At 65.7% G+C, this 26,478-nt stretch carries 26 protein-coding genes; 2 read left to right on the forward strand and 24 right to left on the reverse strand.

The window, feature by feature from the left end; all coding sequences use genetic code 11:
* Positions 1–5 precede the first annotated feature (5 nt).
* From F3N42_RS07740 to prmB, 23 genes are all read right to left on the reverse strand, one after another.
* Positions 6–896: a UTP--glucose-1-phosphate uridylyltransferase gene (locus F3N42_RS07740; RefSeq protein ID WP_150863844.1), complete on the reverse strand. Its 891-nt coding sequence runs from the start codon at positions 894–896 to the stop codon at positions 6–8.
* Positions 893–2,809 carry a nucleoside-diphosphate sugar epimerase/dehydratase gene (locus F3N42_RS07745; protein WP_224784800.1) on the reverse strand — a complete coding sequence of 639 codons (1,917 nt, stop codon included), beginning with the start codon at positions 2,807–2,809 and terminating at the stop codon, positions 893–895. Before F3N42_RS07745 ends, F3N42_RS07740 begins: the two co-directional genes overlap by 4 nt.
* Entirely contained in the window at positions 2,796–3,842 is a 1,047-nt protein-coding gene (locus F3N42_RS07750) for an MraY family glycosyltransferase (protein ID WP_150863845.1), read from the reverse strand. The genes F3N42_RS07745 and F3N42_RS07750 overlap by 14 nt, the downstream gene beginning before the upstream one ends.
* Positions 3,843–3,845: 3 nt before the next feature.
* A complete protein-coding gene (gene lapB / locus F3N42_RS07755) occupies positions 3,846–5,012 on the reverse strand; it encodes a lipopolysaccharide assembly protein LapB (RefSeq protein ID WP_150863846.1) in 1,167 nt (388 codons plus the stop codon).
* The gene (locus F3N42_RS07760) at positions 5,005–5,298 is read right to left on the reverse strand and encodes a lipopolysaccharide assembly protein LapA domain-containing protein (protein ID WP_150863847.1); all 294 of its coding nucleotides are present in this window, start codon (positions 5,296–5,298) and stop codon (positions 5,005–5,007) included. The genes lapB and F3N42_RS07760 overlap by 8 nt, the downstream gene beginning before the upstream one ends.
* A 19-nt stretch (positions 5,299–5,317) precedes the next feature.
* Positions 5,318–5,599, reverse strand: coding sequence for an integration host factor subunit beta (gene ihfB / locus F3N42_RS07765; protein WP_150863848.1), 282 nt, complete (start codon positions 5,597–5,599; stop codon positions 5,318–5,320).
* Between the two features lie 75 nt (positions 5,600–5,674).
* Positions 5,675–7,351 carry a 30S ribosomal protein S1 gene (rpsA, locus tag F3N42_RS07770; RefSeq protein WP_150863849.1) on the reverse strand — a complete coding sequence of 559 codons (1,677 nt, stop codon included), beginning with the start codon at positions 7,349–7,351 and terminating at the stop codon, positions 5,675–5,677.
* Between the two features lie 111 nt (positions 7,352–7,462).
* On the reverse strand, positions 7,463–8,155 hold the full coding sequence (gene cmk, locus F3N42_RS07775; protein WP_150863850.1) for a (d)CMP kinase: 693 nt from the start codon (positions 8,153–8,155) through the stop codon (positions 7,463–7,465).
* Complete coding sequence (aroA, locus tag F3N42_RS07780; RefSeq protein ID WP_224784801.1) at positions 8,152–9,456, reverse strand: 3-phosphoshikimate 1-carboxyvinyltransferase; 1,305 nt, start codon at positions 9,454–9,456, stop codon at positions 8,152–8,154. Before aroA ends, cmk begins: the two co-directional genes overlap by 4 nt.
* Positions 9,457–9,560: 104 nt before the next feature.
* Positions 9,561–10,682, reverse strand: coding sequence for a prephenate dehydratase (gene pheA / locus F3N42_RS07785; RefSeq protein WP_150863852.1), 1,122 nt, complete (start codon positions 10,680–10,682; stop codon positions 9,561–9,563).
* A gap of 84 nt (positions 10,683–10,766) precedes the next feature.
* Positions 10,767–12,260 carry an amidophosphoribosyltransferase gene (gene purF / locus F3N42_RS07790; protein ID WP_150863853.1) on the reverse strand — a complete coding sequence of 498 codons (1,494 nt, stop codon included), beginning with the start codon at positions 12,258–12,260 and terminating at the stop codon, positions 10,767–10,769.
* A 7-nt stretch (positions 12,261–12,267) separates the two neighbouring features.
* Positions 12,268–12,915 (reverse strand): CvpA family protein, encoded by a 648-nt coding sequence (locus F3N42_RS07795; RefSeq protein WP_150863854.1) that lies wholly within the window; start codon positions 12,913–12,915, stop codon positions 12,268–12,270.
* Positions 12,916–12,949: 34 nt separating this feature from the next.
* Positions 12,950–13,972 (reverse strand): SPOR domain-containing protein, encoded by a 1,023-nt coding sequence (locus tag F3N42_RS07800; RefSeq protein ID WP_150863855.1) that lies wholly within the window; start codon positions 13,970–13,972, stop codon positions 12,950–12,952.
* Positions 13,973–14,015: 43 nt separating this feature from the next.
* A complete protein-coding gene (locus F3N42_RS07805) occupies positions 14,016–15,272 on the reverse strand; it encodes a bifunctional folylpolyglutamate synthase/dihydrofolate synthase (protein WP_150863856.1) in 1,257 nt (418 codons plus the stop codon).
* A 15-nt stretch (positions 15,273–15,287) separates the two neighbouring features.
* The gene (gene accD, locus F3N42_RS07810; RefSeq protein WP_150863857.1) at positions 15,288–16,178 is read right to left on the reverse strand and encodes an acetyl-CoA carboxylase, carboxyltransferase subunit beta; all 891 of its coding nucleotides are present in this window, start codon (positions 16,176–16,178) and stop codon (positions 15,288–15,290) included.
* 18 nt (positions 16,179–16,196) lie between these two features.
* Positions 16,197–17,018 (reverse strand): tryptophan synthase subunit alpha, encoded by an 822-nt coding sequence (gene trpA, locus F3N42_RS07815; RefSeq protein ID WP_224784803.1) that lies wholly within the window; start codon positions 17,016–17,018, stop codon positions 16,197–16,199.
* Complete coding sequence (gene trpB / locus F3N42_RS07820) at positions 17,015–18,235, reverse strand: tryptophan synthase subunit beta (protein ID WP_150863858.1); 1,221 nt, start codon at positions 18,233–18,235, stop codon at positions 17,015–17,017. Before trpB ends, trpA begins: the two co-directional genes overlap by 4 nt.
* Positions 18,222–18,830 carry a phosphoribosylanthranilate isomerase gene (locus tag F3N42_RS07825; RefSeq protein ID WP_150863859.1) on the reverse strand — a complete coding sequence of 203 codons (609 nt, stop codon included), beginning with the start codon at positions 18,828–18,830 and terminating at the stop codon, positions 18,222–18,224. Before F3N42_RS07825 ends, trpB begins: the two co-directional genes overlap by 14 nt.
* Positions 18,827–19,618, reverse strand: a complete 792-nt coding sequence (gene truA / locus F3N42_RS07830) for a tRNA pseudouridine(38-40) synthase TruA (RefSeq protein WP_150863860.1) — start codon at positions 19,616–19,618, stop codon at positions 18,827–18,829. The genes F3N42_RS07825 and truA overlap by 4 nt, the downstream gene beginning before the upstream one ends.
* A gap of 15 nt (positions 19,619–19,633) precedes the next feature.
* Positions 19,634–21,271, reverse strand: a complete 1,638-nt coding sequence (locus F3N42_RS07835) for a type IV pilus assembly protein FimV (RefSeq protein WP_150863861.1) — start codon at positions 21,269–21,271, stop codon at positions 19,634–19,636.
* A 49-nt stretch (positions 21,272–21,320) separates the two neighbouring features.
* Complete coding sequence (locus tag F3N42_RS07840) at positions 21,321–22,379, reverse strand: aspartate-semialdehyde dehydrogenase (RefSeq protein WP_150863862.1); 1,059 nt, start codon at positions 22,377–22,379, stop codon at positions 21,321–21,323.
* Positions 22,376–23,440, reverse strand: coding sequence for a chorismate synthase (aroC, locus tag F3N42_RS07845; protein ID WP_150863863.1), 1,065 nt, complete (start codon positions 23,438–23,440; stop codon positions 22,376–22,378). The genes F3N42_RS07840 and aroC overlap by 4 nt, the downstream gene beginning before the upstream one ends.
* Positions 23,430–24,368 (reverse strand): 50S ribosomal protein L3 N(5)-glutamine methyltransferase, encoded by a 939-nt coding sequence (gene prmB, locus F3N42_RS07850; protein WP_150863864.1) that lies wholly within the window; start codon positions 24,366–24,368, stop codon positions 23,430–23,432. The genes aroC and prmB overlap by 11 nt, the downstream gene beginning before the upstream one ends.
* 46 nt (positions 24,369–24,414) lie before the next feature.
* Between prmB and asd the strand changes: the two genes are divergently transcribed.
* Together asd and F3N42_RS07860 are read left to right on the forward strand one after the other, a co-directional pair.
* Entirely contained in the window at positions 24,415–25,281 is an 867-nt protein-coding gene (asd, locus tag F3N42_RS07855) for an archaetidylserine decarboxylase (protein ID WP_150863865.1), read from the forward strand.
* On the forward strand, positions 25,278–25,982 hold the full coding sequence (locus tag F3N42_RS07860) for a hypothetical protein (RefSeq protein WP_150863866.1): 705 nt from the start codon (positions 25,278–25,280) through the stop codon (positions 25,980–25,982). The genes asd and F3N42_RS07860 overlap by 4 nt, the downstream gene beginning before the upstream one ends.
* 34 nt (positions 25,983–26,016) lie before the next feature.
* Here the strand turns inward: F3N42_RS07860 and F3N42_RS07865 are convergent, their stop codons facing one another.
* Complete coding sequence (locus F3N42_RS07865; RefSeq protein ID WP_150863867.1) at positions 26,017–26,451, reverse strand: hypothetical protein; 435 nt, start codon at positions 26,449–26,451, stop codon at positions 26,017–26,019.
* Positions 26,452–26,478: the final 27 nt, after the last annotated feature.

The raw sequence follows: 26,478 nt of genomic DNA on the forward strand, positions 1-26,478 counted from the left end.
GCCGTTCAGCCGTTCAGGTCGAGCCCACGCAGGTGGGCGAGCAGGCCTTCGCGCAGGTCCGGGTTGGCCAGCGCATAGTCGATGTTGGCCTTCAGCATGCCGGCGCGGTTGCCGCAATCGTAGCGCGTTCCGTTAAGCGTGCCGGCGTACACCGGGTGCTCGCCGAGCATACCGGCGATCGCATCGGTCAACTGAATTTCACCACCCGCGCCGGCGCCCAGGTCCTGCAACCGGGAAAAGATCCGGCCGTCGAGAATATAGCGGCCAATCACGCCCAGGTTGGACGGTGCGTCTTCCGGCGCCGGCTTTTCTACCAGCGAGGTAATGCGCGGCGGCTCGCCGCCGTCCACTTCGGCAATGCCGTAACTGCCGGTCATGGCCGGGTCGACACGTTCCACGCCGACGACACCGCCACCGGTGCGGGCATGCACGTCCGCCATCTGCTGCAGCGCGCCAGGCCCGTCATTGAGCACCATGTCGTCGGGCAGCAACACCGAGAAAAAGGCGTTTTCGTCAACGTGCTCGCGGGCGCACAGCACCGCGTGACCCAGCCCCAGCGGTTCAGGCTGGTAGGCCACTTCGACGTTGACCCCCGCAGGCAGGATGTCGTGCAGTCGCTCGACCAGGGCCTGCTTGCCAGCGGCCTGTAACGAGGCCTCCAGGGTGGGATCCGGGCGGAAGTGTTCGGCCACGGACTCCTTGCCATGGCTGATGACGAAGACCAGTGTCTTCGCACCCGCCTCGACGGCCTCGTGTACCGCGTACTGTACCAGTGGCCTGTCGACGACAGGCAGCAACTCCTTGGGAACGGCCCGGGTTGCCGGTAGAAAACGTGTGCCGAGGCCGGCGACGGGGAAAACTGCGGTGGGAATGCCTGCTCGAGGCGTAGATGTCATGCTGTACCCTGTTGTCTGAATGGTATGACCCTTGATGTTTCGTCTACCTGCACATGCCGCGACAGTTCGGGCACGAGCCGGTCGAGGCTGGCCGCCAGGCGCTCGGTATCGTATTCCCTGACCGCCGCTTCCATGATTTTCAGTTCGCGACTGAGCTCGGCCCAGTCGACCTCGCGCGGATGCGCCAGGTAGATCTTCTCGTGGGTCGTCATTTCGTTCGGCTCGAGTTCGTGGAACAGTTCCTCGAACAGCTTTTCGCCCGGCCGCAGCCCGGTGTAGACGATCTGGATATCGCGCCCGGGTTCCTTTCCGGCGAGCCGGATCAACTGCTCGGCCAGGTAGGTGATGCGCACCGGCTCACCCATGTCGAGCACGTAGATTTCGCCGCCTGAGCCCTGCAGGGACGCCTGCATGATCAACTGGCTGGCCTCGGCGATGGTCATGAAATAGCGGGAAATCTCCGGGTGCGTGACCGTCACCGGCCCGCCCTTGCTGATCTGCTCCTGGAACAACGGCACCACGCTGCCGTTGGAGTTCAGCACGTTGCCGAAGCGGACCGTGATGTAACGCGTATCAGAACGCGTATTCATGTTCTGGCAGTACATTTCCGCGACCCGCTTGGTCGCGCCCATGATATTGGCCGGGTTGACCGCCTTGTCGGTGGAAATCAGCACGAAGGAACCGACACCATGGCGTTCTGCCGCCTCCGACAGCCGCATGGTGCCGATGATGTTGTTGCGGATCGCCTCGCGGATCTGCGTCTGCAGGATTGGCAGGTGCTTGTACGCGGCGGCGTGGAAAATCACGTCCGGCTTGTAGCGCCCGACCACGCGATCCACCGTGGCCGCGTCACAGATATCGCCCAGGATCGAGGTAAACACCAGGTCCTGGTAATCGCTGCGCAGCTCCAGGTCGATTCGGTACAGCGAGTACTCGCTGTTGTCGACCACCACCAGCTCAACCGGGTTCAGGCGGGCGATCTGGCGACACAGCTCCGAGCCGATGGACCCGCCACCGCCGGTCACCAGTACGCGCTTGCCCACCAGGCCCTCGCGCATGGAATTCCAGTCCAGCGACACCGGTTCGCGGCCCAGCAGGTCGTCAATCGCGACCTTCTTCAGCACGTTGACCTGGGTCGCCTTGCTGCCCAGGTCCTGCAGGGTTGGCAGGGTGCGGAATTCCAGGCCACTGTCCTCGCAGATCCGAACGATGCGCTGCATCTGCTGGTTACTCGCCGACGGCATGGCGATGATGGCCAGGTCCAGCCGCATCGACCGGCCGCGGCTTTCCAGCTCATCCAGGCTGCCGAGTACCGGCACGCCATGCACATGGGTGCCGCGCAGTCGCTGGTCGTCATCGAGGAAACCCAGCACATTGAAACCGCCGCGATGCCGAAGCTCACGTTCCAGCATCGCCCCGGAGCGGCCCGCGCCCAGGATCAGCACCCGCTTGTCATCCCGGGCCGGCTCGCGCCGCGGCCCGTTGGAGTCTTTCCAGAAGCGGTAACACATGCGCGGCAGGGCCAGCAGCACGAACAGCAGCACGGGGTAACCCAGCATGCCGGCCAGCCAGTCGCGCCCCGCGGGCGCGCTGAACACGGCCAGTGCACCGAAAATCAGCAGTGTGCCGGCGCCGACGGCGCGGAGAATGTTCCAGAGGTCTTCGAAACTGGCGAAGCGCCACAGGCCCTTGTACAGGCCGGTCGCCCACAGCACCAGGCCCTGCAGGGCCAGCACCAGGGGCAGTTCGACCCAGGGAATGATGTTCTCGGTAAATGGCAGGCCGGACAGGCGCTCGGCCAGCCAGCGACTGGCCCACCAGGCCAGCGCGACCATCAGCAGGTCGTGCAGCACGACCGCGCCACGCGGGTGATAGACGGGACCCCACGGTAACGGGTTGTCAGGCTTGTTCACGTACACCCCCCAGGTGTGCCGTTGAGACGGTCCAGACCGCCACCATCAGCGTGACACAGATACCCACTGTTAGCCACGCCGTTCCAGGATTTTTGTCCGCCAGTACAATCATGGGCACCACGAAGAACACATTGGCACCCTGGTAAACCCACAACACCCGGCCGTGCGACCATCCATGTCTGATCAGCCTTTGATACAAGTGATTGCGATGCGCAGTATACCACCGCTCCCCGCGCGCGACGCGCCATAACAGGGTCATGCCCGCGTCGACCATGAAGGTTGCCGGAACCAGCAACGCCACCGGCGGGGAAATGTCCCCACTGGCCACGCCCAGCAGCAGTAGGGCCCCGATGGCGAGTCCCAGAGGGATGCTGCCGGTATCACCCAGGAAAATGCGTGCCGGCGGGTGATTCCACGCCAGGAAACCCAGGCAGGCCGCCGCCAGTGCGACCGCCGCCTGCATGAGCCCGGTGTCGCCTGCGACCAGGAACAAAACGGCGATGACCCCGCCGCAAAACATGCCCTGCCCCCCTGCCATGCCGTCACTTCCATCCATGAAGTTGAACATATTCATCATCCAGACCAGGTAGAACGTCGCCACGGCCATCAACGACACGGTCAGCGTGGCCCCTGGCCAACCGATTCCTGCCTGGCTGGCCTGGGCCAACAGTACCAGCCCCAAACTGACTGCAAACTGAACGGACAGCCGCCAGGTCCAGGCCAGGTCGTGACGGTCGTCGACCCAGCCGATGACGACCAGGGGCAGCATGCACACCAGCACCACCACCCACTGGGCCGGCACCGACCACCAGGGGAAAGGCAACAACGCCACCAGCAGCATCGCCGCGTACAGCCCGGCACCGCCACCCGTGGGTGTGTCTGTCGTATGGCTGGAACGCTCTCCCGGCCGGTCGAGCATGTTTGAGCGCAGCGCAAGCCGGCGCACCAGGCCAACCAGCAGCAAGGAAAGGAACAGGGTGGTTAGCGCGAGCGGCCACCAGGCCAGCCCCGGTGACGCGGTCAGGAACGACATGGCTCAGTCGCCCAGGACGCCGTGGATCACCCGCGTGGTGCCCCACTGCTTGCAGCTGGGGCACTGCCAGTAGTGGGTATGCCCGCTGTAGCCGCAGTGTGCACAGCGATGGGTGGGCTGGCGAGCCAGCAATCGCTGCGCCACCGCCCGTAGAATTTCGTCGCCGGACTCGATCTCCGGGCCGCCATTCAGCTTCAGTTCGATCAAGCGGTCCAGGCCGCGGACCGAGGGATTGCGCGACAGTTCATCGGCGAGAAACTGCGCCGCCGCGTCGATGCCGTCGGCTTCCTGGATCATGGCGGCGAGCTTGAGTACCGCGCTGGTGCTGCGATGGCGCTCACACCAGTCGCGCAGGTGCGGATCGACGCGTTCTTCCTCGCCGGCCGCCTGCGCGCAGGCCAGGTAATCTTCCAGCACCTGGGGAATGAAGTCGCTGTCCATGTCGACAATTTCTTCATACAGGTCCAGCGCTTCGGAATGATGCGCCTGCAGCCGCGCGATGCGGGCCAGCAGCAGCCGCGCGCGAATGCTCTGCGGGTCATGCCGGCGTGCCGCCCGCAGTTGTTTCCTGGCGTCTTCGAAGGCCTGCTCCTGGATTGCCTTCTCGGCCAGTTCACAGCAAAAATGCGCCATGTAGGCGCCCATCCGCTCGCCGGTCAGGGCTTCCAGCTTCTCCGCCATCTCCAGTGACTTGGGCCAGTCCTTCTCCTGCTGGTAGATGTCCAGCAAGTGCCGCAAGGCCGGAGGCGCGTGGGCGCCGCGCTGGGTGAGCTCGGAAAACAGCCGCTCGGCGCGGTCAAACAGCCCGGCACGCATGTAGTCCTCGCCCAGCTCCAGCAGCGCCTTGGTGCGTTGGCTCTCGTCCAGGTTGTGCTTGGAGATGATGTTCTGGTGCAGGCGGATGGCACGGTCGACCTCGCCCCGTCGCCGGAACAGGCTGCCGAGCGCAAGGTGGGTTTCCACCGTATCCTTGTTGACCTCGGCCATTTCGAGAAACACCTGGATGGCCTTGTCAGGCTGTTCGCTGAGCAGGTAATTCAGGCCCTGGAAATAGCGCCGGCTGAAGACACGGTTGCGCTTGCGCTCACCGCGACGGGACAGTTTGCGGGCGAACCAGCCGCCCAGCAGGGCCGCTGCAATCACGCTCAGTACCCACAGGGCTTCAATCATTGCTTGCTGTTTCCGTCAGCGCCTGGCTGGCCGATGCTTCCGATTCCGCCTGGCGACGTTTTACGGTCCGCAAGTGGGCACGCAGCGGCAATACGCGCACCAGCCAGGTCATCAGCACACCGATGGCAATGCCCAACGACAATGACGCCAGCAGCACCAGGCCGAGCGGCCAGTTGAGCTGGACCCAGAGCAGGTCAAGATGGACCGGGTCGGCATTGAGGGTGCCGATGACCAGGCCCAGCGCGGCCACCAGGGCAGCCGCTACGAGGAAGGCGATGCGGGTCATTTCAGCCGCGCCGCCGGTTTCAGTCGCCGTTGACCCGTTCGCGCAGGGCCTTTCCGGGCTTGAAATGGGGGACGTACTTGCCCGGCAGCGATACGGCGTCGCCGGTCTTGGGGTTACGGCCCAGTCGCGGTGCACGGTAATGCAGCGAAAAGCTGCCGAAACCGCGAATCTCGATCCGCTCGCCATCGGCAAGCGACAAGCTCATCTGCTCGAGGATCGCCTTCACACCCAGTTCGACGTCGGTGTGGTGGAGATGCTTCTGCTGCTCGGCGAGCCGCTCGATGAGTTCTGATTTTGTCATGTTCGTTCTCTGCGAATTCGATACGTTCAGGCAAAGGTGAACCGGGCGGCCGCGAGGGCCGCCCGGTCATACCGATCAACCGTTCTGGTCGAGCTGCTCTTTCAGCAGTTCACCCAGTGAGGTCGTACCGCCGGAAGCGCTGGTCTGCTGGTACTCTTCCAGAGCCTCAGCCAGTTCGTCGTCTTCCAGTGCCTTGATGGACAGGCTCAGGGAACGGCTCTTGCGATCCAGGCTGACAAACTTGGCCTCGATCTCGTCACCGACGTTCAGCACACGGCTGGCGTCCTCGATGCGGTCTTTGCTGATTTCCGAAACGCGGAGGTAACCCTCAACGGCATCGGCCAGTTCAACCACGGCGCCACGGGCGTCCACTTCCTTGATCGTGCCCTTCACCACGCTACCGCGCGGGTTGTTGGCCATGAAAGTGGCGAACGGATCCTGGTCCATCTGCTTGATGCCCAGCGAGATACGCTCACGCTCGGGATCAACGGCCAGGACCACGGCTTCGATTTCTTCGCCCTTGTTGAAGTTGCGAACCGCCTCTTCGCCCGGCGTCAGCCAGGAGATGTCGGACAGGTGCACCAGGCCGTCGATACCGCCGTCCAGGCCGATAAAGATTCCGAAGTCGGTGATCGACTTGATCGCGCCGGACACGTGGTCGCCCTTGTTGTGGGTGGCCGCGAAGGCATCCCACGGGTTGGACTGGCACTGCTTCATGCCCAGGGAAATACGACGACGTTCTTCGTCGATCTCCAGCACCATGACTTCCGTTTCGTCGCCGGTCTGAACGACCTTGGCCGGGTTGACGTTCTTGTTGGTCCAGTCCATTTCGGACACGTGGACCAGGCCTTCAACGCCGTCTTCGATTTCAACGAAGCAACCGTAGTCGGTGATGTTGGTGACCTTGCCGAACAGGCGGGTACCCACCGGGTAGCGGCGGCCCAGATCCGTCCACGGATCTTCGCCCAGCTGCTTCAGGCCCAGCGAGACACGGTTGCGCTCGCGGTCGAAACGGAGCACGCGCACTTCCAGCTCGTCGCCGACGTTGACGACTTCGGACGGGTGACGAACACGCTTCCACGCCATGTCGGTAATGTGCAACAGGCCGTCGATACCGCCCAGGTCCAGGAAGGCGCCGTAATCGGTCAGGTTCTTGACCACGCCCTTCACGACCAGGCCTTCTTCCAGCTTCTCGAGCAGTTCTTCACGCTCGGCGCTGTACTCGGACTCGACCACCGCGCGGCGTGACACCACGAGGTTGTTACGCTGGCGGTCCAGCTTGATGATCTTGAAGTCGAGGTCCTTGCCTTCCAGGTACGCGGGATCGCGCACGGGGCGGACGTCCACCAGCGAGCCCGGCAGGAACGCGCGGATATCGTTGATGTCGACGGTAAAACCACCTTTCACCTTGCCGGAAATCTTGCCCTGGACGATCTCGTCGTTCTCGTTGGCCTGTTCCAGCTTGTCCCAGACCATGGAACGCTTGGCGTCGTCACGGGACATGCGGGTTTCGCCGAAACCGTCTTCGACGGCTTTCAGCGCGACCTGCACATCGTCGCCCAGCTCGACCTCGAGGTCGCCATTGCTGGACTTGAACTGGCTGATCGGCACGATGCCTTCGGACTTGAGGCCGGCGTTGACGACGACGACGTCGTCACGGATTTCCACGACCTGGCCGGTGATGATGGAGCCCGGCGTCAGGTTTTGCATCGCAGGGCTTTCGTTAAGGAGTTGTTCGAAACTTTCAGTCATTGATTGAATACTCACAGGCTGCTGGCCAACGGGCCAGTGCCCACCCGGTAATTCGGCATTAATGCCGGTTAATAAATGTCACGCGAACGTGACCCAAATAATCTATATTTTTCAGGAAGATGGATATCTTTCTTCAGCCAGTTTAACGACTGCATGCACCACTTCTTCGATGCTCATCGCGGTCGAATCGATGGTGACTGCGTCGGGCGCCGGTTTTAACGGCGCGACGTCGCGCTGGGTGTCCCGCCGGTCGCGGGCTTCCAGGTCCCCGAAAAGGCGCGAGAGATTAACACTTTCCCCTTTTTCTTTCAACTGCTTATATCGCCTTTCGGCGCGGGCCTGGACATTGGCGGTCAGAAAGATCTTCAGTTTCGCGTCGGGGAAGATGACGGTGCCCATGTCGCGTCCGTCGGCCACCAGGCCCGGCGCCTGCCTGAACGCCCGCTGCCGCTTCTCCAGTGCATCCCGGACCGCGCCGACGGACGCCACCCGCGATGCCAGGGTACTGACCGCTTCTTCGCGAATCGCGCCGGTAACCTCGCGGCCCTGCAGGAAAATCCGCAGCGCGCCCTGCTCGAACCGGAACACCGCATCCAGTTCCGCCGCCAGGCGCTCAAGCGCGGCCTCGTCTTCGGCCGCCACGCCCCCGTCCATCGCTGACAGCGCCACCAGCCGGTAGAGCGCACCGCTGTCGAGCAGGTGCCAGCCCAGGCGCTCCGCCAGTCGCGCGGCGATCGTGCCCTTGCCGGACCCGACCGGGCCGTCAATGGTGATCACCGGGATGGCGTCCGCCGGATTTTTCATCCGTCGCGGCGCTCCAGCTGGGCACCGATGCTGAGCATGTCGGCGCTGAAGCCCGGGTAAGACGTATCGATGTAGTCCGCGCCATCGATCAGCACGCCCTCCTCGATCAACTGCCCCAGCACGGCAAAGCTCATCGCGCAACGGTGGTCGTTCTCCGCCTCGACACGCGCCGGGCAGGGTTCACCGCCAAACACGTCGACGCCGTCGGGGCGCTCTGACAGTTCGATGCCCATGCACTCCAGGCCCCGCGCCATGACCGCCAGTCGGTCGGATTCCTTGACTCGCAACTCGGCCGCGTCGGTGACCCGCGTGCGGCCCTGGGCCGTTGCGGCCAGTGCCATCAGGATGGGAATCTCGTCGATCATGGCGGGCACCCATTCCGGCGGCAGGTCGATGCCCTTCAGGCGGCCGTTGTAGCGCACCCGCAGGTCACCCACCGGCTCCAGGCCGTCGGAGCCATCGTTGACGGTCTCGATGTCGATGCGGCCGCCCATGGCCTTCACGGCGTCAAAAAATGCCGACCGCGTGGGGTTCAGGCCGACATTGCGCAGGGTCACGTCCGACCCCGGCACCAGCGACGCCACGGCGACCAGGAAGGCCGCGGACGAGGGGTCCGACGGAACCAGGACCTTCGCACCGGTGAGCCCCTGCGGGCCCTGCAGCGCGGCGCCCTCGCCCATGCGAACGCCAAACAGCGGCAGCATGCGCTCGGTGTGGTCACGGCTCAGGCGCGGCTCGGTGACGCGGCTCTCACCCTGGGCGAACAGGCCGGCCAGGAGCACACAGCTCTTGATCTGCGCGCTGGCCACCGGCGAGTCGTAGTGAATGCCCTTCAGCGCCGGATTGCCATGAATGTGCAGCGGCGCGGTTCCGGCTTCCGTGGCCTCCACGTTCGCGCCCATCTGCGCCAGCGGCGTCATGATGCGGCGCATCGGCCGGCTGTTCAGTGACGCGTCGCCCGTGAGCACGGAATCGAATGACTGTGCGGCGAGCACGCCCGCGAGCAGGCGCATGGCGGTGCCCGAGTTGCCCATGTCCAGTGGCGCCGACGGCGCCGACAGGCCGGCCTGTCCCAGGCCGCGAATGCGCAGCACGTCACCCTCATCGGTCACGCTGGCGCCCAGCTGGACCATCGCGTTGCGTGTCGCGGTGGTGTCGGCGCTGACCAGCAGGCCCTCGACCACGGTTTCGCCGTCGGCCAGGCCGCCAAAGATCAGCGCGCGGTGTGAAATGGACTTGTCGCCCGGCGGTGTCAGCGTTCCTGCCAACGGCGCCGTGGCTTTCTTAGCGTAAAGCGGCATCATGCTCCCTGCCCTGTCTGATCGCCCTTTCCAGGCGTTGGTTCTGCGTCGCCGTGCTCACGGTGACGCGCAAATGATTCGGTAATCCGTAAGTGCCCACCGGCTCAGGACGCTTTCTCATTGCCAGCCTGGATTCGTGACGTCACCGCCCGCGGGTACGACCCCAGCAACCGGACTTCGCCGCCCACCTTCTCCATTTCCGCCATCGCGGTGCTCAGCGGCGCCTCGTCGGCATGGCCATCGACATCGATGAAAAAGACGTAAGACCACTTGCGCCCGGGCGCCGGGCGGGACTCGATGCGTGACATGTTCAGGCCATGCGTGGCCAGCGGCGCCAGCAGGGCGTGCAGCAGCCCGGGCCCCTCGTCGCCGGTGAGCAGGAACGAGGTCTTGTCATCGCCGGACGGCGAGAACCGCTCGCGACCAATGACCAGGAAGCGCGTGGTGTTGTCCTGCTGGTCCTCGATGTTCGAGAACAGGGCCGGAATGCCGTAAATCTCCGCGGCGGTCAGGCTGGCGATGGCGGCCGCTTCCGGCGCGCTGCGTACCCGTCGCGCGGCCTCGGCGTTACTGCTGACCGGCAGCAGTTCCACCCCCGGCAGGTTGCGCCGCAGCCACTCGCGACACTGCGACAGTGATTGCTGGTGCGCGTAAACACGCTCGATACCCGACAGGCCATTGGCATGGGTCAGCAGGTTGTGATGAATGCGCAGTTCGATCTCGCCACAGATGTGCAGCGGCGAGTCGATGAACAGGTCCAGGGTATGGGTCACCACGCCCTGGGTGGAATTCTCAATGGGCACGACGCCGAAATCGGCCTCGCCGCCCTGCACCTGCTCGAACACGTTCTCGATCCCGGCCTGGCCCATGGCCAGCACCGAGTGCCCGAAGTGTGTGTAAACCGCCTGCTGCGTGAATGTGCCTTCCGGGCCCAGGTAGGCCACCCGCATGGGCTCCTGGCGGGCCAGGCAGGCGGACATGATTTCGCGGAACAGGCGCAGGATTTCCGAGTCGCTTAGCGGGCCCTGGTTGCGCTCGAGCACGCCGCGCAGCACCTGCGCCTCGCGCTCGGGGCGATAGTAGTCGGCCGCGGGCAACTGCTCACCCTTGGTTTGCGCGACCTCGAAGGCGAGTTTCGCGCGTTCACTGATCAGGCGCTGGATGTCGACATCAAGCGCATCAATCCGCGCGCGCACGTCGGCCAGCCGCTTGTCCGTGTCGCTCATGTCTGGCACCGGATTGCGGGGAATCGTGCATTGTAATGGTTCGGGCTGGATGAACCCAGCCCGTAACGCGGGTGATTATCGCAATCAGCCGGTGGCCGTGCGGGCCTCTTCGCGCCGCTGGGCCTTGACCGCGTCGGAGCGGCGCAATTCCAGCTTCTCCAGGTAGCCCGGTTCCACGCCGGTGATGTACTCGCCGGAGAAGCACGAGGTATCGAACTGGCCGATATCGTCGTTGCCCTCGCGGCAGGCATCCACCAGGTCGTCGAGGTCCTGGTACACCAGCCAGTCAGCGCCCAGCGCTTCCTGGATCTGCTTCTCGTCGCGGCCATGGGCGATCAGCTCAGCCGTCGCCGGCATGTCGATGCCGTAGATATTCGGGTAGCGTACCGGCGGTGAGGCAGAGGCAAAGTAGACCTTGTTGGCGCCGGCCTCGCGGGCCATCTGGATGATCTGCCGCGACGTCGTGCCACGGACGATGGAGTCATCAACAATCAGCACGTTCTTGCGGCGGAATTCAAGGTCGATCGCGTTCAGTTTGCGGCGCACCGACTTCTGCCGCTGCTCCTGGCCCGGCATGATGAAGGTCCGGCCGATGTAACGGTTCTTGATAAACCCTTCGCGGTACTTCACACCCAGGTTGTGCGCCAGCGGCAGCGCCGCCGTGCGGCTGGTGTCCGGCACCGGGATTACCACGTCGATATCGTGGTCGGGCCAGACCCGGTTGATCTTGGCCGCCAGCGCCTCGCCCATGCGCAGGCGTGACTTGTACACGGACACATCGTCGATCATTGAATCCGGACGCGCGAAATAAACGTGCTCGAAAATGCACGGCGTCAGCGTCTTCGCCTCCGGGCTCTGGTGGCTGAACATCTCGCCTTCGCTGTTGATGAACAGGGCTTCACCGGGTCGCAGGTCGCGGACCAGCTCGAAGCCAATGCCGTCCAGCGCCACGCTCTCGGACGCGATCGCGTACTCGGGGCCCCTGGCCGTTTCGCGCATGCCCAGCACCGCGGGGCGGATACCCCAGGGGTCGCGGAAACCGAGGATGCCCTGGTTCACCAGCAGCGCGATCGCCGTGTAGGCACCCTTGCAGCGACGATGGACCACGTCCACCGCCTTGAAGATGCGCTCGGGGGTCAGGCTCTTGTTCTTCTTGGTCTGCAGTTCGTGCGCCAGCACGTTCAGCAGCACCTCGGAGTCGGATTCGGTGTTCAGGTGACGGCGGTCGCTTTCGAACAGCTCGGAGGCCAGCGCATCGGTGTTGATCAGGTTGCCGTTATGGCCCAGCGCCACACCATAGGGTGAATTGACGTAAAACGGCTGCGCCTCGGCGGAATGGTCGCCGCCGGCGGTCGGGTAACGGACATGGCCGATACCGACATTGCCGCGAAGCTTGTCCATCTCCGCCTGGCTGAATGCTTCGGCGACCAGGCCGCGGGCCTTGTGCAGGTTCAGCCAGTGCCCTTCCAGGGTGGCGATCCCGGCAGCGTCCTGCCCGCGGTGCTGAAGGATGGTCAGGGCATCATAAATGGCCGGCGCGACCGCCGACTGCCCAACGATTCCAATGATTCCACACATGGTTGATTTACCCTGGTGACGCTGGCCCGGCGTCGTCGGCGGCGATTCTAACACGGCTGTCCGCGGCCATGCCCGCGTTCGTCGACACCGCGGCGTCATCCGTGGTGGGCTCATCCGCGCCCGGAGCATCTCCGGGGCCAGCGGGTTCGGACGCTTCGGGCGTCGGATCGAAATCGTGGTATTCCCGGGCGTTCTCCGGCAGGAAAGAAACCGCCCATTCGGCCATCGGCAGGAAGCTCTGGATGACCCGTGACTGTGGCCACCACGGGTCCGCCGGCAGCGGCGTGAAACCGGCCACGGCGATCAGCAGCACCACCAGCAGGACACCCCGGACCAGGCCGAAGACGCCGCCCAGCAGCCGGTCGGTGCCGGTCAGCCCGGTCTTGTCCACCAGTTGCCCCAACAGGTAGGTCACCAGCCCGCCGACCAGCAGGGTGGCGACAAACAGGCCGCCAAAGGCCAGCGCCAGGCGCATGGACGGCAGCGACACCTGCGGTGATATCCATTCGGCCACGCCGCCGGCGTACTGGTAGCCCACCAGGAAGGCCAGTCCCCAGACCGCCAGCGCGAAGACTTCGCGCACGAAGCCCCGCAACAGGCCAACCAGCAATGACAGGCCGATCACGGCCAGCAGGAAAATGTCGGCGGGGCTCATGTCAAGTGAAGTAAAGCGGCTAGTAGGTCCGTGCCTAGTCGGTGCTCATGACCAGGCCCGCCAGGCCCATCGATGACTCGATATCCGACTCCAACCGGACCGCGTCATCGCGGCTGAGCGTGGGGCCCACGCGCACTTTGTGCGAGGTGCCTGACGTACCTGAAACGGCCACGCTGAAGGCGCTGTAGCCCGCATCGCGCAAACGGAAAACCAGCTGCTCCGCGTTTTCGGCCTCGCCGAAGCTGCCCAGCTGCACCACCCAGCGAACCAGCGGGTCGGACGGGGCGGTCACAGGCGCCTCGTCGCCGGGGCGCAGGTCGAGCACGCGCGGGTTCAGGTCGGAATACTGCTGCCGCAGGCTGGCAATGGCCTGGTCGGCCTGCGCCTGCTGGTCGAAGGGACCCAGGCGAACCCGGTGCAGGGTGCCGGCCTCGCTGTCGACCGTGTCCTCGATCACCGGCAGGCCCTGGTCACGCAGGCGCGTGGCCAGCCGGGTGGCGTTGCCGGTGGCGCTGAAACTGGCGACCTGCACCAGGTAGCGGCCACCCGCGGCCGCAGTGACCGGCGCCGTGACCGGCTCAGGTGTTGGCCCAGGCGCCTGCTCAGGCGGCGGCGCAGGGGCTTCGACGGGTGTCGTTTCGGGTTCAGCCGCGGCGAGCACTTCGCCACCGGCTGCCTGTTTAACGGCCTCGGCGGTTTCGGCCGACTGGGCAGCCATCGACGCGCCGGTGTCGTCATTCGCCGGCGTCAACGCGCCCGCAGATTCCGCCGATTCATCCACAGTCTCGTCGATCGCGGGACGGGCGGCCGGTGGTTGCAAGGCCACGGTGGGCTCATCTTCGATGTCCTCAACCACCGAGGGCTGCGAGGACGGCTGGTCGCCGATCGGGAATCGGCGGGTCTCGAAACTGGTCTCGCGCGGCTTGGGCGGGATTTCAATCGGCCGCGCGTCCTGGCCCGGTTCGGGCTGGCCACCCAGCAGCATCGGCAGGACGATCACTGCCAGCGCGACGAGAACACTTGCCCCGACCAATCGTTGTTTTAATGCTTTATCCATCAGGTCTGCCTGGGCGGAAAACAGCTTGCGATTCTATCACCCATCACGACGCCCGTTCGGACAGCGCGAGCATGGCCTCGGCCACCGTGTGAAAAGACCCGAACACCAGTACCTTACGCCCATCGGCCGCTCGCATGGCAGCATCGAGCGCGATCTCGACGCGGTCATGAACGGCGGTTTCCGCCTGCCCCACCGCGGCGCCGACCCGCGCGGCCAGCGCCTCACCACCCTGCCCCCTGGACCCGGACAGCCCGGCGAAATGCCATTCGCCGACGACCGGTGCGAGTTCGGTCACGGCGGCCACCGCGTCCTTGTCCGCCAGCATGGCGAGTACACAGACCACCGGCGCCTGGTCTGCCAGTTGTTGCGCCACCACCGCGGCCGCCATCGGGTTGTGGCCGACATCCAGGAGCACGTCGCCATGCCCGGGTGGCGAATACAGCCGGCCCGGCAGGCGAACGCCGCGGATGGCGTCGGCGACCCTGTCGGCCTCCTCGCCCAGGTCGGGACGCAATTGGGCGATTGCTGCCAGCGCGGCGCCCAGGTTATCGACCTGGTGACGCCCGGCCAGGGCCGGTGCCGGCAGGGCCAGGTCGATCGCCCCCATGCGAAACCGCACACCTTCCGCGCTGGGTTCACAGTGATAGTCACGGCCCGCAAGGTGAACCTGGCAGCCCAGCCTGGTGGCGCGCTCCAGCACGCTGGCCGGGGGCGCGGTCTCGGTACAGACCAGCGGTATGCCGGGGCGCAGGATGCCCGCCTTCTCCGCCCCAATGGTTTCGCGGTCATTGCCCAGGAAGGCCTGGTGATCCAGCCCGACCGGCGTGATCACGGCCACGTCGGCATCGACCAGGTTCACCGTATCCAGGCGGCCGCCCAGGCCCACCTCGAGCACGGCCAGGTCCGGCTGGCGCTGCGCCGACAACAGCAGGCAGGCCAGCGTGGTGAATTCGAAATAGGTCAGTGAAATGTCGCCGCGGGCGGCCTCGACGGCGTCGAACGCGTCAACAAGGGAATCGTCGTCGACCGGCTCGCCGTTAATGCGGAGCCGCTCGTTGAACACCAGCAGGTGCGGGGAAGTATAGGCGGCGGTCTGCCAGCCCAGCGCCTGGGCCAGGGCGCAGATCGTCGCGACCGTGCTGCCCTTGCCATTGGTACCGGCCACCGTGACCACGTGCCGTCCCGGCCGTGGCGCGCCCAGGCGTTGCCACAACTGGCCACAGCGCTCCAGGCCAAGGTCGATCTCAACGGGGTGCCGGCGCTCGAGCAGCGCCAGCCAGTCAGTCAGCGCAGGCGACATGGCGCCGGTCCGGTATCAGGCGCCGACGACTTCGCCTTCCACCGCGCGTGGCCGGTGGCCCGACATCAGCAGGTCGAGCATCGCGCCCAGGTCGTCACGCAGGTTGCGGCGATCGATAATCTGGTCGATGGCGCCCTTCTGCAACAGGAATTCGCTGCGCTGGAAACCCTCGGGCAGCTTCTCACGCACGGTCTGTTCGATGACGCGCGCACCGGCGAAGCCGATCAGCGCGCCGGGTTCGGCCACATTCAGGTCGCCGAGCATGCCCAGGCTGGCCGACACGCCGCCGGTGGTGGGGTTGGTCAGCACCGAGACAAACGGCAGGCCGTTCACGGCCATGCGCTCAAGCACGGCGCTGGTCTTGGCCATCTGCATCAGCGACAGCACACCCTCCTGCATGCGCGCGCCGCCACTGGCGGTAAAGCACACCAGCGGGCAGCCCAGCTTCAGCGCCTCCTGCCCGGCACGGGCGAATTTCTCACCGACGACCGAACCCATGGAGCCGCCCATGAAGGAGAACTCGAACGCCGCGACCACCACCGGGCGCCCTTTCAGCTCACCCACCTTGACGATCAGTGCGTCCTTCTCGCCCGTGGCTTTCTGCGCGGCACTGATCCGGTCCCGGTAACGCTTGCTGTCGCGGAACTTCAGCGCGTCCACCGGCTCCAGGTTGGCGGCGATTTCGCGCTGCTCGCCCTCATCCAGGAACAGGTCGATACGGTCACGGGCACCCAGGCGCATATGCTCGCCGCATTTCGGGCAGACCAGCAGGTTGCGCTCCAGCTCCGGGCGATACAGCACCGACGTGCACGAGGTGCACTTGGTCCACAGCCCTTCGGGTACATTGCGCTTGTTTCCGCCCTCGGTACGAATACGGGACGGCATCAGTTTGCTCAACCAGCTCATCGGGTCTTCCTGTCTGTTTCAGCCGATATTGTCCAATGCCCGCCGGACCGACGCAACAAAGTCGCCCGCCAGGCGGCTGGCCTCTTCGGCGTCATCGGCCGTTTCCAGCAGTCGCACCAGCGCGCTGCCAATGACCACGCCGTCAGCATGTTCGGCCACGGCGACGGCCGATGCCGCATCGCTGATGCCAAAACCCGCCATGACCGGCAGCTCGGAATGGGCGCGGATGCGGGACACGGGCTCCGCTACCGCGGCACTGTCCAGGCGGCTGGCCCCGGTAATGCCCTTGAACGACACGTAGTAGATGAAGCCATTGGCGGCGGCGCACAGTTTTTCCAGCCGCTGCGGGTCGGTGGTCGGCGCGACCAGGATGATGTTGTCGATGGCCGCCCCGGCCATCGCCTGGTGCAGCGCCCCGCCCTCTTCCGGCGGACAGTCCACCAGCAGCAGGCCATCCACGCCAGCGTCACGTACGCGCTCGGCGAAGGCCTGTTCGCCACCGGCCTGGCACAGTCGCTCGACCGGGTTGAGGTAGCCCATCAGGATGACCGGGGTGTCGGGGTCGTCACGGCGGAAATCCGCCACCATGTCGAGCACGGACGACAGCGTCACGCCCCTGGCAATGGCGCGCTCGCTGGCCACCTGGATGACCGGGCCATCCGCCATCGGGTCTGAAAACGGCACACCCAGCTCAATCAGGTCGGCGCCACCGGCCACCAGCGCGTGCATGATGTCGACGGTCCAGCCCGGCTCCGGGTCGCCCGCGGTGATGAAAGGCACCAGCGCCTTGCCACCAGCCTGCCGCCGCGCACCCAGCGCGGTATCGATCCGGCCACTCACAGCGACAGCCCCTTGATGCCGGCCAGTGTCTCCACGTCCTTGTCGCCGCGACCGGACAGGTTCACCAGCACGACCTGGTCGGGACGCATCTCGGCCGCCAGCTTCATACCGTAGGCCACGGCATGGGCGCTTTCCAGCGCCGGCAGGATGCCCTCCAGGCGGGTCAGCGCCTGGGTCGCGTCCAGCGCTTCCTGGTCATTGATGGCCACGTACTGCGCCCGGCCGCTGTCCTTCAGCCAGGCATGCTCCGGCCCCACGCCGGGGTAGTCCAGGCCGGCGGACACGGAATGGGTATGCACGATCTGGCCCGCATCATCGTCCAGCAGGTAGGTCCGGCAGCCATGTAGCACACCGGGCCGACCCGCGCACAGCGAGGCCGCGTGTTCGCCGGTATCCAGGCCGTTACCGGCGGCCTCGACGCCATACATCTTCACGTCGGTGTCACCGATAAACGGGTGGAACAGGCCCATGGCGTTGGAACCACCGCCCACGCAGGCCACCAGCGCGTCGGGCAGCGTCTCGCGCTGCTCCAGCATCTGCCGGCGCGCCTCGCGCCCGACCACGGCGTTGAAGTCGCGCACCATCTCCGGGTACGGATGCGGGCCGGCGACGGTGCCGATCACGTAGAAGGTATCGTCGATGTTGGTCACCCAGTCGCGCATCGCCTCGTTGAGGGCGTCCTTCAGCGTCTTCGAGCCGGACGTAACGCTGCGCACCTCTGCGCCCAGCAACTTCATGCGGAAGACGTTGATCGACTGGCGCTTGATGTCCGTCTCACCCATGTAGACCACGCAGTCCTGGTCGAGCCGGGCGCAGACCGTGGCGGTCGCCACGCCGTGCTGCCCGGCGCCGGTCTCGGCGATGATGCGGCGCTTGCCCATCTGCTTCGCCAGCAGGCCCTGGCCCACGGTGTTGTTGATCTTGTGCGCACCGGTGTGATTCAGGTCCTCGCGCTTGAGCCAGATCTGCGCGCCACCACAGGCCGCGCTCAGGCGCTCGGCGTGATAGACGGGCGACGGGCGGCCCACGTAATGCGCCAGGTCGTGGTCCAGGCGGCGAATGAACTCGTCGTCCTTGCGCCAGCGCGACCAGGCCTCGCGCAACTCGTCGAGTGCGTGCATCAGCGTTTCGGAGACATAGCTGCCTCCATAGTCGCCGAAATGGCCGGTGGCGTCCGGTTGCGGCCGCCCAATGTCGTAATCACTAGCGCCTGGCATGGTCTATAAACGTCCTGATCAGGGTGTGGTTCTTCACACCCGGTGAGTCTTCCACGCCGCTGGAAACATCCACGGCGTAGGGTGAAAATCGTTGCACGGCCTCGGCCACGTTATCCGGGTTCAGCCCGCCGGCCAGCCAGACCGGCTGCTCGACCCGCACCGGCCTGCGCCAGTCGAAGGTCTGCCCTGTACCACCGGCGCCGCCGGGCTCATGGCTGTCCAGCACGATACCCTGGGCATCGGGATACGCGGCCGCGAGTTCGCCGGGATCCCCGGCGCGCATGGAAATCGCCTTGATAAAGGGCCGGCCGAAACTGCGGCAGTACGCATTGGGCTCGCTGCCATGAAACTGCAGCAGGTCCAGTTCAACCGCGTCCAGGATGGCCTGAACCTCGTCGGCATCCTGGTCCATGAACAGCCCTACCCGGATGATCCCGCCGCGCACCCGCTCCGTCAACCTCGCGGCCTGCGCAGGCTCCAGCCGCCGCGGACTGCGGGCGAAGATGAACCCCAGCACGTCGGCACCCGCCTCGGCCGCCACCATGACGTCCTGTTCGCGCACCAGGCCGCAGATCTTGACCTTGACGTTGCTCATTCCGGCCGTGAACCCTGCGGCCAGGTCGGCACGCCCTCGGGCAAGCCGAACTCGGCCGGGTAACGCACGCTCATGAAATACAGCCCGTCCGGCATTGCCGTGACCCCGGCCCGTGTGCGGTCCTTTCCATGCAGCACCTCGGCCACCCAGTCCACGGGCCGCTCGCCCCGACCGACCGGCAGCAGAGTGCCGGCGATATTGCGGACCATGTGATAGAGGAAAGCATTCGCGGCCACCTCGATATCCACGTGCTCGCCTTCGCGCCGAACCGAGATTTCCCGGATGGTGCGAACGGGGTGATTGGCACGGCAACCGGCCGAGCGGAAGGCGCTGAAATCATGCTCGCCCACCAGGGCCTGGGCCGCCTCGTTCATGGCGTCGGCGTCCAGGTGCTGGCGCTCCCAGCTCACCAGCCCGGCATCAACGGCCGGGCGCACCCAGCGGTTGAGCAAGCGGTAGCAATAGCGTCGCCCAAGCGCGGTGAAACGGGCGTGAAATTCTTCGGGTACCGGCTGGGCCCAGAGCACACACACGGTCGATGGAAGATTGGCGTTCGCGCCCAGGATCCAGGAGCGCGCCTGGCGCTCGGAATTGGTATCGAAATGCACCACCTGGCAACGCGCGTGCACGCCGGTGTCGGTGCGGCCGGCGCAGATCACGCTGACCGGGTGATTGGCCACCTTGCTGAGCGCACGCTCGAGCGTGGCCTGCACCGTGGGTTCCTGGCGCTGGGTCTGCCATCCGTAGAACGCACGGCCGTCATACTCGATACCGAGAGCGATACGCATCAGCTGAATCCGGACTCAGGACAGCGGGTGGCTGTCGACGTATTCGCTGTCGTCCGCGCGCGTACGCAACCACCACACCAGGCCGGCGACCAGGGCCACCAGCAGGCCAACCAGCCACCAGACATACTTCGCCAGCCACGGCTCCGGCATATCGTCCGGAACAATGGCGATGGGTTCGTCCTCACCGGCGGCGCGGTCCTCGCGCAGCTGGTCCTCCATCTGGGCCAGGCCGCTGTCGCTGACCTCGGCACGGGCGCGCTCGATCTCGGCCTCCAGTTCGAGGATGCGCTCGTTCAGGTAGGTATTCTCCTGCCGGGCATTGGCCAGTTCCTCTTCCGCGCGGGCGAGCTCCTCGACCACGCTTTCACCGGCACTGCCGGCTTCGCCGGTCGCGCCCTGCGCCAGCGTTTCGCCGCCAGCGTCCGCGCTCTCGGAGGGCGGCACCAGCTCCAGGCGCCCCGCGCTATCCGGCGCGTCGTCCGCCGTACTGCTGGCCGCCGACTCGGCCGGCTCGGCCAGCGGCTGCTGCGCCAGCTCGGAGACGGTCGGCAGGCTGGACGGATCGACCGGGATGTCCCAGCGGTTGCGGTAAATCTGCTCCTGGCGCAGCACTTCCAGCATGGCCTGGCGCTGGTCATAGGTGAAATCGTCGGGCGCCTGGGGAATGCGCAGCACCGCGCCCGCTTTCAATGAGTTGATGTTGCCATTGTTGAACGCGTCGGGATTGCGCTGCTGAACCGCGAGCATCATCTGGTTTACATCCACGCCGTGCGCCTCGGCCCAGCGCGAGGACAGCCCCCAAAGGGTCTCGCCGCGCGACACTTCGTAGGAATCTGCCGCGGGGGTACCCGGGTCCGGTAGCGCCGAGCGGATTGGCTCGACAGGCTCTGGTCCTGGCTCTGGCTCTGGCGCAGCTACGGTTTCGACGAGCGAGGTTTCCGCGGCCGCGGGTTCTGTCGTCGCGGGCACCGCCGCTTCGGGCGGCGCTGCGACTTCGGTTTCGAGCGGCGTGTCGGCAGGCGGCGTCTCTTCAACAACCGGCTCCGGCGCCAAGGCAGGTTCGGACCCGGCCGGGGACTCGAATGCCACGGCCGGCTCATCCACCGGGCTGACCGGCTCGGTACCCGGGTCGAACGGCGGGCCGGTCTCGAGCACCGGCGCTTCCTCGACCACTGTCGGCGGCGTGGCAGGCGGGGCTTCCGGCACCGGCGCGGGCGTAACCGATGGCAAGGGCGCGGCCGAATCGAAGGTCGGCGGATCCAGGAACACCGTGTACTGGCGCACCATGCGGCCACTGGCCCAGACCACCTCGATGACAATCTGCAGCACCGGCTCAGTGATGGGCTCGCGGCTGCGGACCCGGATATGCGGGTCGTCCAGGTCACGGACGATAGTGAACTCCAGCGGCACGGCCATGACGCCGGCATCCAGGCCCATGACCCGGAAATCGGCCGCCGACGCCATGCCAGCGGTGACCGTGGCCATTTCGGCCTCGGAGCGGGATATCAGCTGGATATGCAGGTCCAGCGGCTGCTGCAGGTAGGACAGCGCGCGGGCCTGCCCCAGCCCCAGCGCGTGCGCCGGCTGGACCAGCCCCAACAGCAGGACGGCCAGGACCAGCCTGGCGAATACCGCACTGAACTTCACATCCATGTTCTGGCCATCTCCCGGTCCCCCGACCTGCCCGGACTTCACGCCCAGTTTAAGTGCGTGACGCCGAGGCCGCCACCTGCCCGCCTTCGGCACGGGCTTCAATGGCCTGCAGGATCTGCACGGCATTCAGCGCCGCGCCCTTGCGCACATTGTCGGCCACCACCCACAGGTCGATGCCCTGCGGGTGGCTGAGGTCGCGGCGCAGGCGGCCGATAAAGACGCCGTCCTTACCCGCCGCCGTGAATGCCGGCGTCGGTGCCAGGCCGGGGTCATCGCTTTCCGGCATGGTCACACCGGGCGCGTTGCGAAGCAGTTCGGCGGCATCTTCGATCGACAGCGGCTCACGCGTTTCCAGGTGCACGGCCTCGGCATGACCGAAGAACACCGGCACGCGCACCGCGGTGGCGTTCACGGCGATGGCGTCGTCCTCGAGAATCTTGCGCGTTTCCCAGTGCATCTTCATTTCTTCACGGGTGTAGCCGTTGTCCTGCAGCGTGTCGATCGCTGGGAGCACGTTGAAGGCGATGGGCTGGCTGAACTTGCTCGGCTTCACTTCCCGCATGCCCAGGCGGTCTGCGGTCTGGCGAGCCAGTTCCTCCATGCCCAGGCGCCCGGCGCCGGACACGGACTGGTACGTGGCCACGTTCACGCGTGAAATACCCACGGCGCGGTGGATCGGCGCCAGTGCTACCACCATCTGGATGGTGGAGCAGTTGGGGTTGGCGATCAGCGTGCCGGGGCCGGCATCGTCCAGCAGGTGACCGTTAACCTCGGGCACAACCAGAGGAATATCGTCTACATATCTAAATTCACTGGTGTTATCGATAACAATCGCGCCGGCCTCGCAGGCCCGCGGCGCGTGCTCGCGGCTGATGGAGCCACCGGCCGAGAACAGGGCGTAATCGATACCGCTAAAATCAAAGGTGGCCAGGTCTTCCACGTCCAGCTGCTTGCGGCCGAACTCGACCTGTTTGCCCAGCGAACGCTCGCTGGCCAGCGCGTGCACTTCGTGGCCCTTCGTGCCCAGCCGCTCGGCGAGGATGGAAAGCATGGTTTCGCCAACGGCGCCGGTTGCGCCGACGACGGCGATCTTCAGTTGTCTTGTCATTGTCCTGTCTGTCCCCGGTGGCGCAGTGCGTGATCCATCAGCACCAGCGCCAGCATGGCTTCTACGATGGGGGTCGCCCGGATGCCCACGCAGGGATCGTGGCGGCCCTTGGTGACCACTTCAATTTCATTACCGTCCATGTCGATCGAGCGGCACGGTAGCCGCAGGCTCGAAGTCGGCTTGAACGCCACGGACACGGTCACGTCCTGTCCGCTGCTGATACCCCCGAGGATACCGCCGGCATGGTTGCCGAGGAACCCCTCGGGCGTCATTTCATCACGGTGCTCGGTACCCAGCTGCGACACGCTGTCGAAACCGGCGCCGATCTCCACGCCCTTGGTCGCGTTGATGCTCATCATCGCGGTGGCCAGGTCCGCATCCAGCTTGCCATAGACGGGCTCGCCCCATCCCGCCGGCACCCCGGTGGCGCGGGCGTCAACACGCGCGCCGGTGGAATCGCCGGACTTGCGCAGCTTGTCCATGTACGCCTCCAGCTCAGGCACGCGCGCCGGGTCCGGGCAGAAGAACGGGTTGTCGTTGACCGTGTCCCACTGGGTGTCGGTATCGCAGCGGATCTCACCCAGCTGCGCCAGCCAGCCGTGGATGGCGATGCCGTGGGTCTGCGCCAGCCACTTCTTGGCCAGCGCGCCGGCGGCCACGCGCATCGTGGTCTCGCGCGCAGAGGAGCGCCCGCCGCCCCGGTAATCACGGTGGCCGTATTTCTTGAAATAGGTGTAATCGGCATGCCCCGGACGGAACTGCCGGGCGATGTTGCCGTAGTCCTTGGAGCGCGCGTCGGTATTTTCGATGAACAGCGAAATGGGCGTGCCGGTGGTACGGCCCTCGAACACGCCGGAGAGGATCTTCACGTCATCGGCCTCGCGGCGCTGCGAAGTGTGGCGGCTGCGCCCGGTGGCACGCCGCTCCAGTTCGACGCGAATCTCTTCTTCGCTGATTTCCAGGCCCGGCGGACAGCCATCGATGACACAGCCAATGGCCGGCCCATGACTCTCACCCCAGGTGGTCACCCGGAGCATCCGCCCGAAGGTATTAAGGGACATGCTTCCTGCTCTCCAGTCGCGCCAGCACCCGCGGCCGCGCGTCGTTCAGTTCGTTTTTCGACATTGTAAAGACACCGTCGCCGCCATGCTCGAATTCTATCCACGTAAAGCCGACATCCGGCAGTTCCGCCTCGAGCCGCTCGGCGGACTCGCCCACCTCGCAGACCAGGATGCCGTCATCGGCCAGCCGCGCCGGCGCGTCGGCCAGGATGCGCAGCGGAAGGTCCAGGCCATCATCACCCGAGACCAGCCCAAGGGACGGCTCGGCCAGGTATTCGCGCGGCAGTTCGTTCAACGCGGCGTTCGGCACATACGGCGGGTTCGTGACGATAAGGTCCCAGCGCCGCTCCGGCAGGTCATCGAAACCGTCCGAAGCCCAGGCACTGACACGCTCGCCCAGGCCATGGCGCTGAATGTTCTCGCGCGCCACCGCCAGTGCCGCGTCGCTGACATCCGACAGGTCGACCTGCCAGCCCGGCAGGTGAACCGCCGTGGCAATCCCAATACAGCCGCTGCCACAACACAGGTCCAGCGCCCTGCCCCGGGACCGCTCCGGCAGCCAGGGCTGGTAGCCCGACAGGATCATCTCGGCCAGCGGCGAACGCGGCACCAGCACATCGTCGGTCACGCTGAACGGCAAGCCGCAGAACCAGGCCTCGCCCAGCAGGTAGGCCATGGGCCGCCCGCTGTCGATGCGCGCCCGCGCCAGGGCGGCGATCTGCGCCGCCGCATCATCGGCCACCGCGGCGTCCCAGTCATCGAACTCACCGTCCAGCGGCGCGCCCAGCACGTGCAGCACCAGCCACGCGGCCTCGTCCAGCGCGTTATCCGTGCCATGGCCAAAGTGCAGCCCGGCAGCGTCGAAATCCGCCGCGCAACGCCTGGTCCAGTCCTCGACCGTCACCGATCCTGTGCCGCTATCACCCATCGCGGCAGTATAATTCACCCCTCAACGAGCGACCCATGGAATACGTATGTCAAACTGGCTCGACCGGGTGTTCACCGCGCCCCAGCACGTCCTCCCCCAGCATAGCCTGACCGCGCTGGTGCACTGGCTGATGCGCGTGGAGACGCCGTGGGTGAAGAACGCCCTGATCCGCACCATCGCCGCCAGCGCCGGCGTCGACTGGTCCGAGGCCTCACGGCCCGAGCCCGCTGACTATAAAACCTTCAACGACTTCTTCACCCGCACCCTGGTCGACGGCGCCCGGCCGCTGGATGATGCCGAAGGCAGCGTGATCTGCCCCAGCGACGGCCGCATCAGCGCCGCCGGCCCCATCAACGGCGATACGATCTTCCAGGCCAAGGGCCACGACTTCTCGCTGGCACGCCTGCTGGCCAACGACCCGGCCACCGCCGCGCTGGAAGGCGGCGAGTTCTGGACCATCTATTTGTCGCCCCGCGACTACCACCGCGTGCACATGCCGCTGGCCGGCGAACTGCGGCGCATGACCTACGTGCCCGGCCGCCTGTTCAGCGTCTCGCCCGCCACCGTGCGCCAGGTCCCAGGCCTGTTCGCCCGCAATGAAAGAGTGGTCAGCATCTTCGACACGGACCTGGGCCCGATGGCCGTGGTACTGGTCGGCGCCATGCTGGTCGGCAGCATGGACACCGCCTGGGCCGGCACCATCACCCCGGCCAAACACCGCGACCTGGCCCGCCACGACTACGCCCCCGGCGAAGTCACGCTGACGCGCGGCGAGGAAATGGGCCGCTTCAACATGGGCAGCACGGTGATCCTGGTGCTGCCGCCGGGCCAGGTGACAACGGTCAAGGGCCTCGACACCGGCACGCCAATACAAATGGGCCAGCGCCTGGCGCTGCCAGCCAGCGCGCCATGAGTACCCGGGCAACAGCATGGCTACTGGCCGCCCTGGCAAGCACCACATGGGCGCAAACCGATAGCACGGACGATGCCGCCGAAGCCCCACCCCCCGCCAGCCTGGCCGAACTGGCCAGCCAGAGCGACCTGGTCGCCGTGGTCCAGGTGGCCGACACCGACTACGTCTACGCACGCGGCTTCCCCACCGGCGGCACCGCATTTTTGCGCGTGCTGATCCGTTGGCGGCTCACTCATCCCGTCGGCGACCTGGTGCGTGTCTACGACGAAGGCCTGCATGAGGGCGAGTGCTACTTCCAGAACCCTGATGTCGGTGAAGAAGGTCGCCGCCACCTGCTGTTCGTCCGCGACAACCCGGACGTTGACAACCAGTTCCTGGGCCTGCCCCACGGCTGCTCCCTGGAGGTCCTGGTCACGGCCGACAACGGCTACGCGCTGCGCTACCCACCCTCGAACTTCGAACTGACCAACGATCTGGCCGCCCTCGCCCGCCCCCTGCAGTTCGCCGACCCCTACGCAGTAGTCGATGACGACGAACTCACGATAGCCGAGCGCGACGCGCTGCTCGAAGGAGGATGGCTAGTCCAGCAGGACGACGGCCGCTACCGCTTTACCCACGGCATCCCGCTGGGCGACCTCCGACCATTACTGGGAGAAGAGAACCTGACCCACGACCGCACGCTACTGCGCCCGACGGAGTGAGCACCAGCACCGGGTTTTCGGCCGGGCGCTGGATTCAATGCACCCGCGTTTCACTAAAATCCATTGACGTCGAGTAGACCACCAGGAACTTACCGAACGGACTGACGATGGCGTGCCTGAACACATCGACTCGCGGCAGCAAGCACAATTCCTGCACAGCCATCGATGGTTTTCCCCGCAAGTCCCGGTAGTCAGACCGGATCCGCCTGACACCGAAATAATGAAAACTGAATAGCTTGTTGTTAGCCGGGTTGAAGAAATCCAGTTGAAGGTTTTCTCCATCGAAACCGGCGTTCGTGACCCATGAATTCCAAAACGAGTCCAGGCCGCCAGGCTCATACCGCTCATCAGACGTCATACACTGCAGTGCCGGCGACAACTTATCGATAATGGACAACCTGTAGCCAAAGTAATCCGTGCCGTCCCAACTCGTGGGAGTCCCGAGGTTTTTCAGAAAGAGAAAGCTCATAAAGCCCCTGGTTTAACTGGCCAACGA

Origin of the sequence: Marinihelvus fidelis (assembly GCF_008725655.1) — a bacterium.
Lineage (GTDB): Bacteria > Pseudomonadota > Gammaproteobacteria > Xanthomonadales > SZUA-36 > Marinihelvus > Marinihelvus fidelis.

What these genes read in the sequence shown, in the direction of transcription:
- F3N42_RS07795 (WP_150863854.1), bottom strand. Translation starts at nt 12,915, where the DNA reads ATGAGCCCCGCCGACATTTTCCTGCTGGCCGTGATCGGCCTGTCATTG.
- lapB (WP_150863846.1), bottom strand. Translation starts at nt 5,012, where the DNA reads ATGATTGAAGCCCTGTGGGTACTGAGCGTGATTGCAGCGGCCCTGCTG.
- F3N42_RS07750 (WP_150863845.1), bottom strand. Translation starts at nt 3,842, where the DNA reads ATGTCGTTCCTGACCGCGTCACCGGGGCTGGCCTGGTGGCCGCTCGCG.
- asd (WP_150863865.1), top strand. Translation starts at nt 24,415, where the DNA reads ATGTCAAACTGGCTCGACCGGGTGTTCACCGCGCCCCAGCACGTCCTC.
- F3N42_RS07825 (WP_150863859.1), bottom strand. Translation starts at nt 18,830, where the DNA reads ATGAGCAACGTCAAGGTCAAGATCTGCGGCCTGGTGCGCGAACAGGAC.
- aroA (WP_224784801.1), bottom strand. Translation starts at nt 9,456, where the DNA reads ATGCCGCTTTACGCTAAGAAAGCCACGGCGCCGTTGGCAGGAACGCTG.
- accD (WP_150863857.1), bottom strand. Translation starts at nt 16,178, where the DNA reads ATGAGCTGGTTGAGCAAACTGATGCCGTCCCGTATTCGTACCGAGGGC.
- F3N42_RS07740 (WP_150863844.1), bottom strand. Translation starts at nt 896, where the DNA reads ATGACATCTACGCCTCGAGCAGGCATTCCCACCGCAGTTTTCCCCGTC.
- trpB (WP_150863858.1), bottom strand. Translation starts at nt 18,235, where the DNA reads ATGCCAGGCGCTAGTGATTACGACATTGGGCGGCCGCAACCGGACGCC.
- F3N42_RS07805 (WP_150863856.1), bottom strand. Translation starts at nt 15,272, where the DNA reads ATGTCGCCTGCGCTGACTGACTGGCTGGCGCTGCTCGAGCGCCGGCAC.
- F3N42_RS07760 (WP_150863847.1), bottom strand. Translation starts at nt 5,298, where the DNA reads ATGACCCGCATCGCCTTCCTCGTAGCGGCTGCCCTGGTGGCCGCGCTG.
- truA (WP_150863860.1), bottom strand. Translation starts at nt 19,618, where the DNA reads ATGCGTATCGCTCTCGGTATCGAGTATGACGGCCGTGCGTTCTACGGA.
- F3N42_RS07860 (WP_150863866.1), top strand. Translation starts at nt 25,278, where the DNA reads ATGAGTACCCGGGCAACAGCATGGCTACTGGCCGCCCTGGCAAGCACC.
- ihfB (WP_150863848.1), bottom strand. Translation starts at nt 5,599, where the DNA reads ATGACAAAATCAGAACTCATCGAGCGGCTCGCCGAGCAGCAGAAGCAT.
- pheA (WP_150863852.1), bottom strand. Translation starts at nt 10,682, where the DNA reads ATGAGCGACACGGACAAGCGGCTGGCCGACGTGCGCGCGCGGATTGAT.
- F3N42_RS07800 (WP_150863855.1), bottom strand. Translation starts at nt 13,972, where the DNA reads ATGGATAAAGCATTAAAACAACGATTGGTCGGGGCAAGTGTTCTCGTC.
- purF (WP_150863853.1), bottom strand. Translation starts at nt 12,260, where the DNA reads ATGTGTGGAATCATTGGAATCGTTGGGCAGTCGGCGGTCGCGCCGGCC.
- cmk (WP_150863850.1), bottom strand. Translation starts at nt 8,155, where the DNA reads ATGAAAAATCCGGCGGACGCCATCCCGGTGATCACCATTGACGGCCCG.
- aroC (WP_150863863.1), bottom strand. Translation starts at nt 23,440, where the DNA reads ATGTCCCTTAATACCTTCGGGCGGATGCTCCGGGTGACCACCTGGGGT.
- F3N42_RS07835 (WP_150863861.1), bottom strand. Translation starts at nt 21,271, where the DNA reads ATGGATGTGAAGTTCAGTGCGGTATTCGCCAGGCTGGTCCTGGCCGTC.
- F3N42_RS07865 (WP_150863867.1), bottom strand. Translation starts at nt 26,451, where the DNA reads ATGAGCTTTCTCTTTCTGAAAAACCTCGGGACTCCCACGAGTTGGGAC.
- prmB (WP_150863864.1), bottom strand. Translation starts at nt 24,368, where the DNA reads ATGGGTGATAGCGGCACAGGATCGGTGACGGTCGAGGACTGGACCAGG.
- rpsA (WP_150863849.1), bottom strand. Translation starts at nt 7,351, where the DNA reads ATGACTGAAAGTTTCGAACAACTCCTTAACGAAAGCCCTGCGATGCAA.
- F3N42_RS07840 (WP_150863862.1), bottom strand. Translation starts at nt 22,379, where the DNA reads ATGACAAGACAACTGAAGATCGCCGTCGTCGGCGCAACCGGCGCCGTT.